Source organism: Metabacillus sp. KH_069 (genome assembly GCF_057838075.1).
The window spans coordinates 850,936-867,885 of record NZ_CM174460.1 but is presented as its reverse complement, the minus strand read 5'-3'; the positions used below and the strand labels follow the sequence as shown (position 1 = coordinate 867,885).

Here is a 16,950-nt window from a genome sequence, read left to right as displayed (position 1 = left end):
TTATACTTTCTTTTCTTTTAAGAAAAGCCTCTCATTCAGGAGAAGCTTTTCTTTTGCTATTTATTAGGAGTCATTGCTATCTTTTTCATCATTTTTTTGGTAATGTAATATGTATCAGTGAGGAGAGGGGGAATCTCATATGATAGCTTTTTTCATTTTGTTTGCCGTGTTCATTTTATTCTATATAAATAAATTGACCAATACGCTGTGCCTGGTCCGAGAGATTCCTGAAGACCGTCAAACAAAAGTATTCCGGACAATCAACGTCCTGATTACCATTTTATTAGTTTCTTCATACATAGAAATCTTATTTACGTAGATTTCACCATTATAAAAGCTGCGTGCCAACATCCGCACACAGCTTATACAATCATAGCTGACAGGTTATCTGTCAGCTATGTTTATTTTGGCTTATAGCCAAGCAGCACCAACAATGATCAATAAGATGAACAAAACAACGATTAACGCGAAGCCTCCAGCGTATCCTCCCATAATGACACCTCCTTTATGCGTCGGTAAGTTATTGTATGCACGATCATCATGTAACGAATAGGCATTTATCATTTGTCTTAAGCAATCTTTTTAAAATCTTAGCCCTTATTGCTTCCTAACAAATGTAAGAAGCACCAATAATGATCAACAAAATAAACAATACAACTAGTAATGCAAAACCGTTTGAGTATCCTCCACTCATGTTAAAACCTCCCTTATCGGCGTTCAATACATCATATGGACGCTTTCTCATTTTGACCTAGACGAATGCCCTGATTACCCTAGTCCTATTGCAAAACTTTTTAGTTCATGGCACAATGTGGTATAGTGTTCCAATTATTAGGCAGTCTTTAAATTAAACAGAAGTAGGAGTTGTATCAGATGAAAAGATTTGCTCTTGCATTAGCAGCAGCATCAAGTGTTTTGGCGCTAGGCGCATGCAGTAATAATGACAGCGGTTCCGAGGTCATTGCTGAAACGAAAGCAGGCAATGTAACAAAAGACGAATTTTATGAAGCAATGAAAGACCGCTTCGGAAAAGATGTTTTAACAGAGCTTGTACATGAAAGGGTTTTAAGCAAAGAGTACAAAGTTTCTGACGAAGAAGTTAACAAAGAAATTGACAACTTAACTCAACAATACGGCCCTCAATTTGAAGCAGTCATTCAGCAGCAAGGTGAAAAGACTGTTAAAGATATGGTAAAAGTCGATCTGCTTCGCAAAAAAGCAGCTGAAAAAGAAGTGAAAGTTACAGAAGAAGATACAAAACAATACTACGAAAGCCTAAAAGGCAAAGTACAGGCAAGCCACATCCTTGTTGAAGATGAAAAAACAGCAAAAGAAATTAAAGCCCGACTTGATAAAGGTGAAAAATTTGAGGATTTAGCGAAGGAAGCTTCTAAAGATCCATCAGGACAAAACGGCGGAGATTTAGGCTGGTTCGGCGAAGGACAAATGGTTCCTGAATTCGAAAAAGCAGCATTTTCTCTTAAAGAAGGCGAAGTAAGCGAGCCTGTAAAATCTGAATTCGGCTATCACATCATTAAAGTGACAAAAACAGTGAAGCCGTATGAAGAAATGAAAAAAGAACTTGAAGCAGATGTTAAAAAACAAAAGACAAGCCAGCCTGATGCTGTTCAGGGAGCATTGGACAAAGCTCTTAAAGAAGCAGATGTAAAGGTGAAAGACAAAGAATTAGAAGATACTTTCAAAGCGCCAGCAGCTCCTGCAGCTCCTGCTGAAGGACAATAACAGCAAAACTCCCCCATTTTATTTAAATGGGGGAGTTTTTTACATTTCATCATCTTGATTTTTTCTGCGGATCTCACGTTCTTTAAGCATTCTTTCAATATAAACATTGCCCTCTTTTTCTATATACGCCTCCTCAACAATCTTCTCTTTCCTTGTTGTTGAAAAAGCCATGTAACCGCTGTATAAAATCCCAAGTATGCAGAGGTAAACCCACCACGGCAGCAAGATCATTCCCGCTTCCCCCTTTTCATTGACAAGCCCTTTACTGCACTATATGAGGTTGTTTAATAATTTATACATCTAATTTTGAGATCTTAATCTGTCAATTTAAGCATTTTACTATATGGCTCTTTTTATACTGTTTGTTGCTTTTGGAATGTATAACCAAAAACAACAATCAGTATAAAAAGAGCCTGCACTAAAGAAAAAAGAGGCTGGGACGTAACGATCATCCCCTGAATGAAAGCCGAACATTGAATAGTGCGAAAACCTTTAAAAGAAAGGGCTATTTTCGCATAGATTGTTGTTTTTCATGATTAATAATGTCCGTTCCTTGCAGCGAGAGGAACTTGCTTTCCGCGGAGAGCATGGGAGCCTCCTCGGCGTTGCCTGTGGGGTCTCCCACTTTGCTCTATTTCCCGCAGGAGTCAAGTTCCTTCCGCTGCAATCCACTTAAGGTTTCTACCATTTAGTCAAAAAAAAAAAAATCCGAACTAAAACGAAATTCAAGTTGGAATTTCACATAATAGTTCGGATTTTTCTTTGGCTGAAAACCTTTTGTCCCAGCCTCTTCAATATTATTGATGAAACGAAGGTTTATAAAATGAACGATTATCCAGTGCAAAAACACGTTCCGTATACTCGCCAGGCTTCACTCGCTCTAGAGCACGGTCAAGCATGTTCATTTTCGCATCGAGATTATCAATATAGTGAAGAATTTCGGCTTCTTTGATCAGCGGAGGCTTAGGGCTTCCCCACTCTGCTTTTCCATGATGACTGAGGACTAGGTGCTGAAGAATTACGATTTCTTCACCCTCAATGCCTAAATGTTCGGCTGCTTTGGCAATTTCATTTACCATAATGGAAATATGGCCGATCAGGTTTCCTTCTACTGTATAAGTAGTGCCGATCGGACCTGAGAGTTCAGTTACCTTCCCAAGGTCATGCAGAATGACTCCTGCATAAAGCAAATCCGTATCAAGACTTGGATATAAAGCTGCAATGGACTTTGCTAAATCAAGCATGGAAACAACATGATAAGCTAATCCGGAAACAAATTCGTGATGATTTTTTGTTGCAGCCGGATATTCAAGGAATTCACTTTGATGCTTTTTCATGAGATACCTTGTTACGCGCTGAATGTTAGGGTTTTTCATTTCGAAAATATATTGTGTGACTTTTTCCATCATTTCTTCTTGTCCGATCGGAGCTGTTTCAAGAAAATCAGAAATTTTCACGTTATCTGTGCTTGAGGCAGTTCGGATATTGCGGATCTTAAGCTGATTACGTCCGCGGTAGTGATGAATATCACCATATATCTTAACAATGCTTTGTGAACTGTAGGATACCTCATCTTCTGGACCCGCATCCCATAGTTTTGCTTCAATCTCACCTGATTGATCCTGAAGAATTAATGTTAAAAATGGTTTTCCGTTACTGGCTATTCCCTTTGTCGATGATTTCACCAGCAGAAAAACATCTGCTTGCTCGCCTACCTCGTAATGATTAATTCCTTTTGTCATCATTAAAACGGTCCCTCCCAAATTGCCTCACTATCCTGAGTATAGCATAATTTCCATCTATATTTCCTGACTCCAGCTATGCTGACAAATCTGCATAGTGTCTTCTTGAAATCCACACCTTCGTTGAAATCAGTGCAGCAAGCATGACCGCTGCACCAATATAATATGGAAGGTTGATTTGATATTCAAAAACGAATCCCGCCAAAATGGGGCCTGCTACATTTCCAAGACTCATAAAAGAATTATTAAGCCCCATCACCATACCTTGCTTGCTTCCTGCTAATTTTGAGATAAACGTATTTAAAGAAGGTCTCAAAATGGAATTTCCCAAAAAGAAGATAGAGGTTGTCAATAAAACGGTGGTGAAAGAATTTGCAAATGTCATGATGACAAATCCAAATGCACTCAGCAAAAGAGCAGAGGTCACAACCCGTTCATCCCCGAATTTAGCTACAAGTCTTCCAACGACAGCTCCTTGTGTAATCGTTCCTACAATCCCTGTTATAAGAATAATCAGGCCGACTTCCTGCGGTCCGTAACCAAAACGCTCTAACGCATAGAAACCAAAGATCGCCTGAAAAATCGTCAGGGCAAAACTCATCATAAAGACAAGGATCAGCAAAAAGCCAACAGGACTTTGAAGAGCTTTTTTGATTAAGACAAATTGATTTTCACGTTTTTCATTTTCAGCGATGGTTTGCTCCATCGCTTCTTTTGACAAGGACTCCGGCAAAACGAAGACCGATACAATTCCGGCTAGTGTTGCTGCAATACCCGCAAATAGAAATGGAAAAGAAAGACTGAATTCAGCCAGCCAGCCGCCGATTCCCGGGCCAACTACAATGCCGAGCCCCATTGCGGCGCCTAAATACCCCATACCCTGCCCGCGTTTTTCAGGTGTGGTTACATCAGAAACGTATGCCATTGCGCTCGGCATGATTGCAGCACCGAATATACCTGCAATCATCCTTGATAAAAACAGCATCCATAAATCCGTTGCAAAAGCGAAAATAAATTCAGCTATCGCAAACCCAAACAACCCTAGTGTTATCAGCGGTTTCCTGCCAATTCTGTCAGATAACCGCCCCCATATGGGAGCGAAAAAAAACTGCATGAATGCAAATACAGCTACCAGAAATCCGAGTGTTGCTGCATCTGCTCCAAACTTTTCAACATAAAACGGCAGAATCGGGATGACTAAACCGATACCCACCATAATAATAAACAAGTTAAAGCTCAGTAAAAAGAGCGGTTTGCCAAGAGGCTTTTTCTCATGTGTAGTTTGCTGCATGACTTACTTCCTTTCAGGTACCTTACGTCAGTTCATTTTACAATAATCTCTGTCCAATAGATACTTGTTTTGCAGCTTGCTCTTTAGCTTTTAAATCAAGAATCTGTTCTTCTTTAAACAGCGGCAGAAGGTGCTCCTGGCAAGTAAAGAAAATAATCTGATGCTGCTTTGAAAATTCCTCAAGCAATGACAGCACTTGTTTCGTGCGGTCAAAATCGAAATTCACAAAACCATCATCAATAATAATCGGCAGACCCTGCCCAGTGCTCAAATGACGGGCAAGAGACAGCCTCAGTGAAATATATAATTGTTCTGCTGTTGCCTGAGAAAGCTCATTTGCTGCAAATCGGTTTCCATCAGCTTTTTCTACAAGTAATGTTTGTTCTGATTCAGGCAGAAAGATTTTTCTGTATTGGTGATTCGTCATAATAGAAAAAAAGTGCTCTGCCCCTTCCAATACTTTTGGAAGTCTCACCGCGCGGTTAAATTCCACCGTTTTATTCAGCATGTTTTTCGCGGCTGCGAGCACGGCCCACTTGTGCGCAAGCTGCTTTACTGCACCTTTTTCAAGCTCATACTTCTGTTTTAGTTCAGAGAATAGTCCAGATCCCTCAATATTTTGAAGTGCAGCCGCAAGCTCTGAAAGCCTCTTTTGCATGCTGCTTTCCTGTTCAATTTCCGCTTTAAGCTCTTTATCACATAAAAGCTTTTCTTCTTTATAATCAATCAGAAAATCCAGCTTTCCATCTTTGAGCAAATGCTTTTTAGCCTGGAGCTGCTGCTGAATCCATTTTAACTTTTGCTCTAATGATCTTCTGTTGTCCGCTTCCTCAGCCTTTTTACGGAATTCTTCGGCATCAGCTGAATTGGATAAATGGAAAAGCTCTTTTTTCTTCTCAGAAAGAAGGCTGAGATCTGCTTCAATTTTTGCTAATCGATGTTCGGCATCGGCTATTTTTTCTAAAAACATAAGCTGTCTGCTCTTCTTTTCCATTGAATCTTGGAGAGCAGCAGACAAGTTCCGCATTCCTTCATTCAAATCAGTCTTTTGGTCAAATCCGCATTTTTCACATACACCTTCCAGCTGATTTTCATAAGCAGAAAGTGCCGATGTCAGCTCTGCAAGTTTCGTTTCAATTTGAGAGCACTCCCGAATATCTTTCTGGAGCTGAAACAATGTTTGCAGAAGATCAGGCAGGGCGAGAGGCGAGAATTCACTGCTCATCCTAAAATCACTGTATGCTTTTTTGGCTTTTCGGTTTAATTGATAAAGGTCCTCTTCCCATTCATCAAAACCGCTGACTGTGCGGTGATACGCTCTTTCATTCTGTGCAAATGTCACTTGCTCAAGCTCATGAGATCTCCTCAGCTGTTCATCCTTCCACAGGATGCCCCTGAGCTCTTCTGTATCTGTATAACCTTGACCCCTTAACTGTTCAAGCTGACGTTTTAATTCCTCCTGTTTGTCGCGTAAATGATTCAGAAATGCGTCTTCCCCTTTATCATTTTGGAAAATAAAAAAGAAAACGAGACCAATCAAGCCTAATAAAAACGGCAAGATGAGCCATTGCTGCTCATAGATAATCCAACCGGAACACAAAATAAGCAGCACAGCCGCAGCTGCTTTCAGTATGTTCATTTGATTCTTTTTTGATTGGTTTGTCTTGCTTTGTTCATTTATTTTCTTTTCATTGCTCCGATATTCATCTTCTGCTCTTTTTTCATCCAGCACATGCTGCTGTATGGCTTCCTGCTGTTTTACCTTTTCTTCTAGAAGCTTTCTTTCTTCTGCACCAAGCAGCCCTTTTGCGTAATCTGTTAATCTGTTTTCGCTTTCCTCCAGATTTTCTTTCGCCCGTTCAAACTGCTGATCGAGGAGCTGCTTTCTTTGCTGCAGCTGCTGATAGTCAGACACGATTTCTCTTATTTCTTCTTTGGCTGTTATAGAAGTGTTTATTGAAAGGACAGATTCATCATCTAAATCTTCCGCAAAAAGCCGCTCTTTTTCTTCTGAAATTTTTCTTGATAGTGCCCCGTACTTCAAACTGTACTGCTGATGCTGATCTTTTTTCGCATGATAGGCGGAGTTTGTCTCCCTGAGATGTTCGATTTCAGCTTGATGCGAAAGAGTCGATTCGTTGATACTCATTTGATGTATGGCTTGCTGGTGATCTTCTATCGATCTTACTAGAGACCGCTTTTCAGACAGCAATGGCTCTTCCTTTGCTTCAACCTCATCCATGCGCTTTAATCCATCTGCAGGAAACGACTGATTTATTTTTGTTAATTCAGTAAGGATCGACTCTTCTTCAATCCATAATGGAAGAGCATCGATGATTTCAGCAAGCCTTCTTGATTTTGCTTCAAGCATAAACTTGCTTTCTGCTTTTGCCATAAGCTGACGTTCAATCATTTCTTTTTCCTTCATAAGTTCCTCGTAAGGCTGAATCTGTTCTTTTGCTTTCAGCATGTCAGAATGAAGGGTCTTCAGTCTGCTTAATGCTGCATTGATTTCTGGTTTTTTGCCGTTAGGCTTATACAGCAGTTCTTGTTTTTTCAAAAGTTGATTTTCCGTCTGCAAGAGAGCATCTGTCCCAAGCAATCCCGATGACAATAAAAACTTTCCGAGTTCATCAGCACTTACTTTGCTTACCTGCTGTATGCCGTGGATATCAAATGAAAAAATAGACTTATACATCGACTTATCAAAGTGTGACAGCATTTGATCAAGAATTTCCCCGCTGCCTGTTTCTCCATTTTCAAAGTAAAGCGTAACTTCACCTGCTGCTTTTCCCGGCAATCTCTCAATTTTGACCTTTCCATATTGTTCGGTATCAACAATCAGAGCTCCGCCGTATGTTTTCACTTGCTTTGGTTCATACCTGTTTTCATTTTGAATTTTTGAAGGAAATCCAAATAAGATACTTTGAATGAATGACATGATCGTAGATTTCCCTGCTTCATTTTTTCCGTAAATCACTTGAATGGCATGGGGATTAAGAGTAAAATTCATGTGATTAAATTGTCCATATCCATAAATATTCAGTTCATTGATTTTCATTTTTTCACCTCACAATCTTCTATGCTTCAAAAGTTCCTGAAACAGCAGGTATTCAGCTTCTCTTTCTATCTGCTGCTGTTCAGCTGCATCAAATGCCGGTATGTGTTTCCTGTATAATGCGTTCTGCTTCAGGGGCAAAACGGTGCCCTCAAAATCATCAAAGCTTTTGATAATTTCTGTTAAATCCGCTAAAAAATGAGAATCAAGCTGCAGTGATTCCTTGTTGATTCTCAGGCATTGATTCATTGATGATTGAGGTGATCCATACAAAATTCTCACGCCCTGTCTCATCTTCATTCCATTGATCTATTATGTCTTCAAGCACATTTTCCTCCTGAAGCGAATCATACAGTTCATTTGTACCGTTTATACGAATTGTAACTACACGCGGCTCGTCACCTCTAAGATGCTGAAGCTGCAGGTGCAGGCTGTCAATCCATTCCTCAAAACTTCCTTTAATCTCTATTAAAAGTTCTTCCCATTTCACATCATGGAGAGGCTTAAACGTGTAAGACACGATGCTTTCAGACATGGAAACGAGATAGCATCCTTTATCTCCCGTTTCTTTTCTGTTCCTGCCCTGAATATTGCCTGAATACAGAATCGGCGGCTCACTTTCATGAAGATGCATCCGTTTATGTATATGGCCAAGCGCCCAATAGTCAAACTGTTTTTCAAGCAGGTCGCTGATCAGGAAAGGAGAATAGGCATCATGGTCGGTATTGCCCGCAATCGACCCATGAAGCAGTCCAATGTTAAAATCCGCCTCTCCCTGTTTGTTATAGAAAGGTGTCATATTCTCTATAACAGCTCGCTTCGGATAGCTGTATCCATATAAATTGACGGATGTCATTCCGTTTTTCCAGAAAGTTTTACACTCTACTTCTTTGTCTGAAAAAATATGAACATTTTGCGGCCAGCTTAGATCCAGCCATTTCCCGCTCATGTGATCATGATTACCGTGTATGACATAAACCTGAATTCTGTGCAGCTCAAGCTGTTCAAATGCTTTTTTTAACTTCAGCTGAGCCTTTAAGCTCCTGTCCTCTCCATCGAATAAATCCCCCGCTATCAATATGAAATCAACCTGTTCGCTGATAGCAAGCTTGATCAAATTGTCCAGAGCAGAAAATGTGCTTTCCTTCAGCCTTTCAAAAATCGGTTCCGGCAGCTGCTGCATTCCGGCAAACGGGCTGTCTATATGCAGATCGGCTGCATGAATAAATCGAATAGGTTCCATCCTTATTTCCTTCCTTTACTTCTCTCTTATTCTATATTGTACCACCTCGGAAATGCGAATGCACGTTCTACCCAGAAAAGCGGAACCGACTGTTCAGCTCCGACAGGCAGATAAGGATCAGCCAGAAAAGGCGCTTTTTGCCTTTGCCGGCGGAGCCCTTCTGACCGAAGAGTTAGGAGGTGGAGCTGGACAATGAGAAATGCGGAATCGCCCGTTTAGCTCCGACAGACAGATAAGGATCCGACGGAAAAGGCGCTTTTTGCCTTTGCCGGCGGAGCCGTTCTGGCCGAGGGTCTAGGAGGCGGAGCTAGACACAAGAAAAGCGGAATCGCCCGATTAGCTCCGACAGACAGATAAGGATCAGCCAGTGAAGGCGCTTTTTGCCTTTGCTGGCTGATCCGTTCTGGTCGAGGAGTTGGGCGATGGAGCTGGACAGCACAAAATACCAAATCGCCAGCCAGAATTATATAGAATAACAGTTTTTCCACCTTTTATTTATTTGCTCATTCCGCCATTTCCTTTTCTATCCGCTGAAATCATCCTTTTTCAGCCGAAAACATCATACAAAATATGATGCAAATCTACATTCATAACAAAAGGCAGTTTTCGCATAAATTGTTGTTTTTGATGATAAATGTTGTCCGTTCCTTTCCGCTGCTGTACTAAGTTTTTAATGTTTTTACTGATATATGCAAAGTTAGCAGTACAACTAATAAAGTAATAAGGTTTACTTCAGTAAAATAAGGTATATTATATTTGTTGAATAGATTCTCTTTAAAGACAAGAAAAGTAGGTGAACAAAGTGGGAAAATATCAATTGGATACCAAAGGTCAGGTAGCTGTGACAAAGTTTCATGAAAAACAGACGCCTGCCAAATTTGATAAAAAGCAGCAACTTGAAAAAATACGTGCGGAGTATTTGAAAAAGAAGCAAAAACAAACAGATAAATAATATGAATAAAAACATAGGAAGACTAAAATCTCCCTATGTTTTTCTTATTCAAAGTTCTTTTTTAAATTGATGATAGAGTTTATTATTCCCATAAATTTCAGATTCGGTGACAAAAAACTCGTCATCAGATATCCATTCCTCACTAAAAATTTCAGTAGCAGAATCAATAGACCAGCCGTTATTTTTGATACACCAGTAATCTCCAGCAGAAATTTTTAAAACATTTGGATACTCACTCGGCTTAGGTAGCTGAATAAAAAGATAAGTCTCGATCTTTTCAGCAAGATACTTTCTTAACACCCCACACTCAAAGAAAGTCAGGGAATACTTGCTTTACATCAATAAGGGAGGTTGTTGAAAGAACCTTTTCTTAATGAACTAACGGGGGCATTAATTGAAGAAGGATAAATGCTTTTTTTGTTGAAATTCAACAAAATAGAAAATGAGTAAGAGACATCAGGAGGAAAATGCTTTGAGTAATAAGGAAAAGGTTAAAATAATTTTTGTTTTTGCACTATTTAGTTCTGTTGGTACTTTTATAGTAGGTGAATTTGGTCTTTTCTTCGGATTATTATAGGGACTCTGTATATGATACTTATTGAGCTATCTAGGATTTCTTCTTATTTAAAGGAACTATCTTCTAAAGATTTATAGAATATTACCTTGGAATATAAATCAAATTCTTATTACACAATCTGGGGCTATAATGGAATAAGAAAGGGAACTCCAATTTAATGCCGGAGTTCCTTTTTTATTGTGCTGTAATACCGGGTAATTAATGGGGATGTAAATAGCACCTCAATTAGCAGGACTTTGTTGAGTAGCAAAGTCCTGCTAATTCCTATGTAATTTGATATGTTAAATTTGAACAGGAATTACAAGTAAACCCTTATATATCAACAAAAAAAACATACCAATTCTTATACGAATTAGTATGTGAATTGATATGTTATTTACGTGTTATTTAGCGGTTTTCACCATTCAACCGAACCCGTTACGCACCGGCTCTGCTTCCTTCTTCTTATTAATCCTTTGACATTTGCAAGGCTTTCTTGACATCCTTAAATGATGAGGATTTGCCGTACATGAGCACCCCGCCTTTATAGACTTTAGCACCTAAGACCGCAAGAGCGATTATAGTTATAACTAAGATGCTGATTGATAATCCAATTTCCCACGCCGGAACACTCAGCATACCGACTCTCAAGAACATAATCATTGGAGAGAAAAACGGGATATAGGATGTAACCGTGATGAACGTCGCTTCAGGACTTCCAAGACCGAACATCGCGATAATGAATGCCCCCACAATAATATACGTCATTGGTGCAATCATCTGCTGAACATCTTCAATTCTGCTGACAAGCGATCCTAAAAACGCAGCAAGAGTGGCAAAAATAAAGTACCCGAGAATAAAGAAAACCACTGCATAAACTAAGGTTGCAACAGGCACTTCTGAAAAACTGAAGAAACCGTCACCCATCAATGCTGTATTTTCCATATTTCCTTTAATTGAGCTGTATCCGACCAATACTATGAGGCCGAACTGCGTTAAGCTCACTAGTCCAATCCCGAGCAGCTTTGCAAACATTTGCTTGATGGGAGAAACGGAACTGATCAGAATTTCCATCACCCGTGATGATTTTTCTACCGCCACTTCCATCGCAATCATACTTGCATATAAGATCACCGAAAAATAAATAATGAACAGAAGAACGTAGACCAGCCCTCTTGCCTGATTTAGCTCTTCTTCTGATTTTGCATTTTCTAACAGGGCTGTTTTCTTAAGTTCTGAAGGTGTAAACAACTGACTCAGCTGCTCGCTTTTTAAGCCAAGATTTGCGGTACCTGCTGCTATTTTCGTTTGCTGTATAGCCTGCTCAATTGTCCCGGAAACACTTGAGTTTGCAATGGACCTTGCATAATAGGAGCCCTGCGGCAAGCCATCTTGATCAAGACTCAAGATTAAATATCCTTCCATTTTTTCATCAATGACATCCTTTTTCAGCTGTTCCTCTGACTTCTCTGCGCGTTTCAGCTGCAGTTTCTTATCCATAGCTGAAGCATTCTGCTCAAAAATAGGATAAATTGTTTCATTTTCCGTTTTATCAATAACTGCCACCTTCGCAGCATCTTTATCCCCATCATTAAAAAAATCAATCACATTTTGCAGGTTTGTCAGCCCAAAGATCAGCAGCAGTGTTATGCCGGTTGTAATCAAAAATGATTTTGTCTTTAATTTGCTTGTATATGTATGCCAAAAGATGATCCAAAATTTATTCATACGCGGCACCAACCTTTTCAATGAAAATATCATTCAAAGAGGGCTCTGCGAGTTCAAATTTCCGCACAAATCCTTTGCCCTGCAAAGAAGCCATGATTTTCTGAGAGACCTCTTCACCTGTAACCTGCAGGTCCATTCCTTCAAACGTTTTCTTAGATTTAGTAACACCTTCAAAGTTCTGTAAATAGTCCAAGTTAAAATCAGCATGAACAATCACATTCTTTCTTCCAAAGGAACGCTTAATATCCTTTAATGCCCCATGAACGACAGGCTTTCCTTTATGCATGATGCACAAATGCTGACACAGCTCTTCTACATGCTCCATTCTGTGGCTTGAAAAGACAATCGATGTTCCGCGGTTTTTCAAATCCAAAACGGCAGCTTTTAGCAGCTCTACATTTACAGGGTCAAGACCGCTGAACGGTTCATCGAGAATCAGCAGCTTCGGACGATGAAGAACTGATGTAATGAATTGGATCTTTTGCTGATTTCCTTTTGAAAGTTCCTCTACTTTCTTGTTTGCATATTCCGGAATCTTAAAGCGTTCAAGCCATTCATTCATTTCTTCCAGTGCCGTCTGCTTTTTCATCCCTTTTAAACGCCCCAAATAAACAAGCTGATCACGCACTTTCATCTTAGGATAAAGCCCTCTTTCCTCTGGAAGATAGCCAATTTCATCACTCGCATCATATCCAATTGGCTTGCCGTCCCAAGAAATTTGCCCTGCTGATGGATTTAATAAGCCTAAAATCATCCTGAAAGTTGTTGTTTTTCCAGCGCCGTTAGCCCCAAGCAAGCCAAACATTTCACTCTCCGGAATCATTAAGGAAAGCTGATCTACGGCTGTGTGTGACCCAAATCGTTTCGTAATTCCATCCAATTTTAATGTCATCCTGATTCCTCCTGTCTATCTTATGTACGAAACTCATCAAGCAAATGTTTCAATTATTGCAGGAAAAAGAGAAAATGATGAGAATTATAGTTATAAGCCTATAAAAAATTTTAAACTTCATATGCAAAGGGGGCTATTAAATGGGCATGTATTACTTAACGGCATTTAATAAAGACGGGGAAAAATTAATGGATGAAAGCTTTGAAGCGGCCAATGACCAGGAAGCAAAAAAAGTCGGCGAACAAAAGCTTGAAGAAAAAAACTATCTAAAAAAAACGCACCGCTGCACTTCGGCAAGCGGTAAATTGATTTTATTTGAAAGGTGACTAGAAAAGCGGAAACGCCCGTTTAGCTCCGACAGACAGATAAGGATCCGCCAGTGAAGGCGCTTTTTGCCTTTGCTGGCGGAGCCGTTCTGGCCGAGGAGTTGGGCGCTCCGACTAGACACTTCGAAAAGCGGAAACGACTGGTCAGATCCGACAGGCAGATAAGAATCCGACAGAAAAGTCCGGGTCCCGCCTTTTTTGGCGGATTCGTTCTGACCGAGGATCTAGGCGCCGGAGCTGGACGGAGATAACTTAATTTCATTATCCACAACCTATTTCCTTTTATAATTTCCTAAACGATAAGAAAAGCGGAACCGACTGGTCAGACTAAGGCAGACAGATAAGGATCCGGCTGAAAAGGCGCTTTTTGCCTTTACAGACGGAGCCGTTCTGGCCGAGGGCCTAGGAGGTGGAGCTAGACACCAATGCGCAAATATTTATACGTTCTTCTCTTTTCAAAAAGGACATCCATTTAAGGACGTCCTTTTTAATATTGAAGCGGTTACAAAACGGTAACCGCTTTTTCTTTATTTACCGGTAAACTGAGGTTTTCTTTTTTCTAAAAACGCATTAATGCCTTCTTGATGATCCTGAGATTGTCTCATGTTATATTGTGTTTCTTTTTCAAGTGAAAGGATGTGTTCGAGCTCTGGTTTCTTTACAGCAGAATAAATATTTTTGCTCGCAATCATCGCTTTTACAGGTTTCTGCAGCCATTCGCTGACAAGAGATTGTACGGCATCTTTTAAGTCAACGTCGCATACTAAATCAACTAAACCAAGTTTGTATGCCTCATCTGCACTTAACTTTTCCCCGCTCCAGATCAATTGCTTGGCCTTCGCTTCGCCTAAGCGTTTTTCCATGAAGTAATGTCCGCCTCCGTCAGGTACAAGCCCGATGCCGATAAAATTCATCGCAAGAACTGAGCTTGAATGTGCGACAACATAGTCTGCTGCTAAAGCAAGACTGAATCCTAAACCTGCAGCCGGTCCGTGAATGGCGCTTACCGTTACCTTAGGCAGTGTATATAGCGTTGTGATGACCTCTGAGATTAAATCCATTACCCCTGAAAAACCCGAATTATCCATTGAATTCAGCATCGTTTTAATATCCCCGCCAGCTGAGAATCCCCGTCCGCTTCCGGAAAGCACCACAATATCAGCTTCACTTTCTCCAGCAAGCTTCAATGCCTGAAGAAGCTCTCTCAGCATTTGTTCATTCATGGCATTTAAAACATCAGGCCTGTTCATTTCAATCGTTGCATATCTTCCATGTACCGCATATGTAACAGTTTCCATACCCATCCCCCTAAATTGAATTTCCATCCTCATTAATTATTATAGCCCGTTCTGAAATTAATTGATATTATTTTCAGATAATTTAAACTCTCTCAACGATTGTCGCTGTCGCCATTCCGTGTCCAATGCAGATAGTCAGCAGCCCGTAGCGTGCATTCCTGCGTTCTAGTTCATTTACGAGGCTCGTCATCAGCTTTGCTCCAGTAGCACCCAGTGGATGACCGAGAGCAATGGCCCCGCCGTTTACATTCACTTTTTCAGGATCAGCGCCAATCGTTTTCTGCCAGGCAAGGACAACGGGAGCGAATGCTTCATTGATTTCGAAAAGATCAATATCGTTTACAGTCAGCCCGCTTTTCTCCAGTACCTTCTGAGTTGCAGGTATGACTCCTTCAAGCATATAAGTCGGGTCAGAGCCTACAACGGCTTGTCCCACAATTCTTGCCTTTGGTTTGAGTCCGAGTTCCCGTGCTTTGGAGCCTTCCATTAACAGGACTGCAGCCGCCCCGTCGCTCATTTGACTTGCGTTTCCTGCCGTTACAACGCCATCTTCTTTGAACACCGTTTTTAACTTTGCCAGAGCTTCAAGAGAGGTATCAGCGCGCGGGCCCTCATCCTGTTCAAAAACAATTTCTTCTCCTTCTTTATTCAGCCCTTTCATCGGCAGAATTTCAGATTGGCAGATTCCTTTTTGAATGGCTTCTAATGCCCGTTTATGGCTTCGAAGCGAGTATTCATCAAGCTCCTGTCTTGTAATCTGATGTTTTTCTGCAATCATTTCGGCTGAAATGCCCTGATGAACAAAGTTATATTTTTCATGCAGGCTTGCAGGGATCGTTTCGTCGTTTCCATCGCTTAAAATAGGAACCTTTGTCATGCTCTCTACACCCGCTGCAATGACAATGTCCATATCACCGGACCTGATTTCCTGACAGGCAAAATGAATGGCCTGCTGGCCTGACCCGCACATGCGGTTTATTTGAACGGCAGGCACGCTTACAGGAAATCCTGCTTCAAGAACGGCCAGTCTTCCAATGTTAAAGCCTTGTTCTGCAATTGGGGATACGCAGCCCATAACCACATCCTCAACCTGCTCTTTCGGCAGACCTGCCCTTGTGACAACCTCATCTAAAACCGCAGCTGCAAGATGAACCGGATGTGTTTCTCTAAAGGCACCCTTCCTTTTTCCAACAGCCGTTCTTACCGCTTCAACAATTACTACTTCCCGTGTCATTTTCTCTCTCCTTCGTATGTGTAAAATCCTTTACCTGTTTTTCGTCCGTGATGTCCTGCTTCAACCAATTTTCTCAACAGCTGCGGAGGCAAAAAGCGGTCACCATATGCTTCCGCCATCCCATTGCTTACAAACAGCATCGTATCAAGACCGACTAAGTCTGCAAGCTCAAGGGGGCCCATCGGATAATTCAGTCCAAGTTTGACCGCTTTGTCGATATCTTCTGCACTTGCAATCCCTTCTTCGTAAATCCGGATGCATTCAAGCATATGAGCAGACAGTGCTCTTGTTGTGACAAAGCCCTGTGCATCTTTCACTAATACTGTTTCTTTCCCGATTTCCTCTGATAATTTCCTGATCGCTTCTATTGTCTGATCAGATGTATCAATTCCCTTTACAATTTCAATCAGCTTCATAACTGGGGCCGGATTAAACCAGTGCATGCCAATGACCTGATCCGGTCTTTTTGTTGCAGCCGCAATGGCTGTAACACTTAGTTCTGACGTATTTGTAGCCAGGATGACCCCTTTTTCTGTTAATTCATCAAGTTCTTTGAAGATCGCTTTTTTAAGCTCCAGATTTTCGGGAACTGCTTCAACAACCAGCTCTGCAGCATTTACTGCATCTGCAAGCACGGTAAAAGAACAGATCTTTTCTAATGCTGCTGACTTATCAGATTCTGAAAGATTTCCTGCTTTAACGAACCTTGATAAGCTTTTATCAATTCCAGATCGTGCTTTTTCCAGCGCTTTTTCTGAAACATCATATAAATAAACTGTTTTTCCTGCTGCCGCAAAGGATTGGGCAATCCCGCTCCCCATTAATCCTGATCCGATAACAGCTATTTTCTGTATACTCATGGAAGTGTGTCCCCCTTGATTTTTTCC

Annotated in this window: 17 protein-coding genes; 4 read left to right on the top strand and 13 right to left on the bottom strand. The window is 40.8% G+C overall.

The genetic code is table 11. From position 1 onward, the window contains the following. The first annotated feature begins 139 nt into the window (after positions 1-139). Complete coding sequence (locus AC3ISE_RS04450) at positions 140-319, top strand: hypothetical protein (protein WP_070879396.1); 180 nt, start codon at positions 140-142, stop codon at positions 317-319. Positions 320-411: 92 nt separating this feature from the next. Here AC3ISE_RS04450 and AC3ISE_RS04445 read toward each other — a convergent pair whose 3' ends face one another. Continuing rightward, positions 412-492, bottom strand: a complete 81-nt coding sequence (locus AC3ISE_RS04445) for a YjcZ family sporulation protein (RefSeq protein WP_101567585.1) — start codon at positions 490-492, stop codon at positions 412-414. A 115-nt stretch (positions 493-607) separates the two neighbouring features. After that, positions 608-694: a YjcZ family sporulation protein gene (locus tag AC3ISE_RS04440; protein ID WP_083328378.1), complete on the bottom strand. Its 87-nt coding sequence runs from the start codon at positions 692-694 to the stop codon at positions 608-610. Between the two features lie 179 nt (positions 695-873). On the opposite strand from AC3ISE_RS04440, the gene AC3ISE_RS04435 reads away from it, so the two are divergent. Next, positions 874-1,743 carry a peptidylprolyl isomerase gene (locus AC3ISE_RS04435; RefSeq protein WP_489223194.1) on the top strand — a complete coding sequence of 290 codons (870 nt, stop codon included), beginning with the start codon at positions 874-876 and terminating at the stop codon, positions 1,741-1,743. A 39-nt stretch (positions 1,744-1,782) separates the two neighbouring features. Here AC3ISE_RS04435 and AC3ISE_RS04430 read toward each other — a convergent pair whose 3' ends face one another. From AC3ISE_RS04430 to AC3ISE_RS04410, 5 genes are all read right to left on the bottom strand, one after another. Continuing rightward, positions 1,783-1,974 (bottom strand): sporulation YhaL family protein, encoded by a 192-nt coding sequence (locus tag AC3ISE_RS04430; protein ID WP_070879394.1) that lies wholly within the window; start codon positions 1,972-1,974, stop codon positions 1,783-1,785. A gap of 566 nt (positions 1,975-2,540) precedes the next feature. Further along, positions 2,541-3,485 carry a 3'-5' exoribonuclease YhaM gene (gene yhaM, locus AC3ISE_RS04425; protein ID WP_489224263.1) on the bottom strand — a complete coding sequence of 315 codons (945 nt, stop codon included), beginning with the start codon at positions 3,483-3,485 and terminating at the stop codon, positions 2,541-2,543. Positions 3,486-3,561: 76 nt separating this feature from the next. Next, positions 3,562-4,776 carry an MFS transporter gene (locus AC3ISE_RS04420; RefSeq protein ID WP_489223193.1) on the bottom strand — a complete coding sequence of 405 codons (1,215 nt, stop codon included), beginning with the start codon at positions 4,774-4,776 and terminating at the stop codon, positions 3,562-3,564. Between the two features lie 37 nt (positions 4,777-4,813). Beyond that, the gene (locus tag AC3ISE_RS04415) at positions 4,814-7,837 is read right to left on the bottom strand and encodes an ATP-binding protein (protein WP_489223192.1); all 3,024 of its coding nucleotides are present in this window, start codon (positions 7,835-7,837) and stop codon (positions 4,814-4,816) included. 202 nt (positions 7,838-8,039) lie between these two features. Then, positions 8,040-9,077, bottom strand: a complete 1,038-nt coding sequence (locus AC3ISE_RS04410; protein WP_489223191.1) for a metallophosphoesterase family protein — start codon at positions 9,075-9,077, stop codon at positions 8,040-8,042. An 802-nt stretch (positions 9,078-9,879) separates the two neighbouring features. Between AC3ISE_RS04410 and AC3ISE_RS04405 the strand changes: the two genes are divergently transcribed. After that, positions 9,880-10,029, top strand: coding sequence for a hypothetical protein (locus AC3ISE_RS04405; RefSeq protein ID WP_091007346.1), 150 nt, complete (start codon positions 9,880-9,882; stop codon positions 10,027-10,029). 48 nt (positions 10,030-10,077) lie between these two features. Here AC3ISE_RS04405 and AC3ISE_RS04400 read toward each other — a convergent pair whose 3' ends face one another. The 3 genes from AC3ISE_RS04400 to AC3ISE_RS04390 all read right to left on the bottom strand — a co-directional run bounded on the left by AC3ISE_RS04400 (position 10,078) and on the right by AC3ISE_RS04390 (position 13,205). After that, the gene (locus tag AC3ISE_RS04400) at positions 10,078-10,329 is read right to left on the bottom strand and encodes a hypothetical protein (protein ID WP_489223190.1); all 252 of its coding nucleotides are present in this window, start codon (positions 10,327-10,329) and stop codon (positions 10,078-10,080) included. A 724-nt stretch (positions 10,330-11,053) separates the two neighbouring features. After that, positions 11,054-12,313 carry an ABC transporter permease gene (locus AC3ISE_RS04395; protein WP_489223189.1) on the bottom strand — a complete coding sequence of 420 codons (1,260 nt, stop codon included), beginning with the start codon at positions 12,311-12,313 and terminating at the stop codon, positions 11,054-11,056. Further along, positions 12,306-13,205, bottom strand: a complete 900-nt coding sequence (locus AC3ISE_RS04390; RefSeq protein WP_489223188.1) for an ABC transporter ATP-binding protein — start codon at positions 13,203-13,205, stop codon at positions 12,306-12,308. Before AC3ISE_RS04390 ends, AC3ISE_RS04395 begins: the two co-directional genes overlap by 8 nt. A gap of 140 nt (positions 13,206-13,345) precedes the next feature. On the opposite strand from AC3ISE_RS04390, the gene AC3ISE_RS04385 reads away from it, so the two are divergent. After that, positions 13,346-13,531 (top strand): YhzD family protein, encoded by a 186-nt coding sequence (locus AC3ISE_RS04385; protein WP_252203809.1) that lies wholly within the window; start codon positions 13,346-13,348, stop codon positions 13,529-13,531. Between the two features lie 527 nt (positions 13,532-14,058). Here the strand turns inward: AC3ISE_RS04385 and AC3ISE_RS04380 are convergent. From AC3ISE_RS04380 to AC3ISE_RS04370, 3 genes are all read right to left on the bottom strand, one after another. Next, positions 14,059-14,835 (bottom strand): enoyl-CoA hydratase, encoded by a 777-nt coding sequence (locus tag AC3ISE_RS04380; protein WP_133312025.1) that lies wholly within the window; start codon positions 14,833-14,835, stop codon positions 14,059-14,061. A gap of 76 nt (positions 14,836-14,911) precedes the next feature. Beyond that, positions 14,912-16,063, bottom strand: coding sequence for a thiolase family protein (locus AC3ISE_RS04375; protein ID WP_489223187.1), 1,152 nt, complete (start codon positions 16,061-16,063; stop codon positions 14,912-14,914). Continuing rightward, entirely contained in the window at positions 16,060-16,923 is an 864-nt protein-coding gene (locus tag AC3ISE_RS04370) for a 3-hydroxyacyl-CoA dehydrogenase family protein (RefSeq protein WP_489223186.1), read from the bottom strand. The genes AC3ISE_RS04375 and AC3ISE_RS04370 overlap by 4 nt, the downstream gene beginning before the upstream one ends. Between the last annotated feature and the right edge of the window lie 27 nt (positions 16,924-16,950).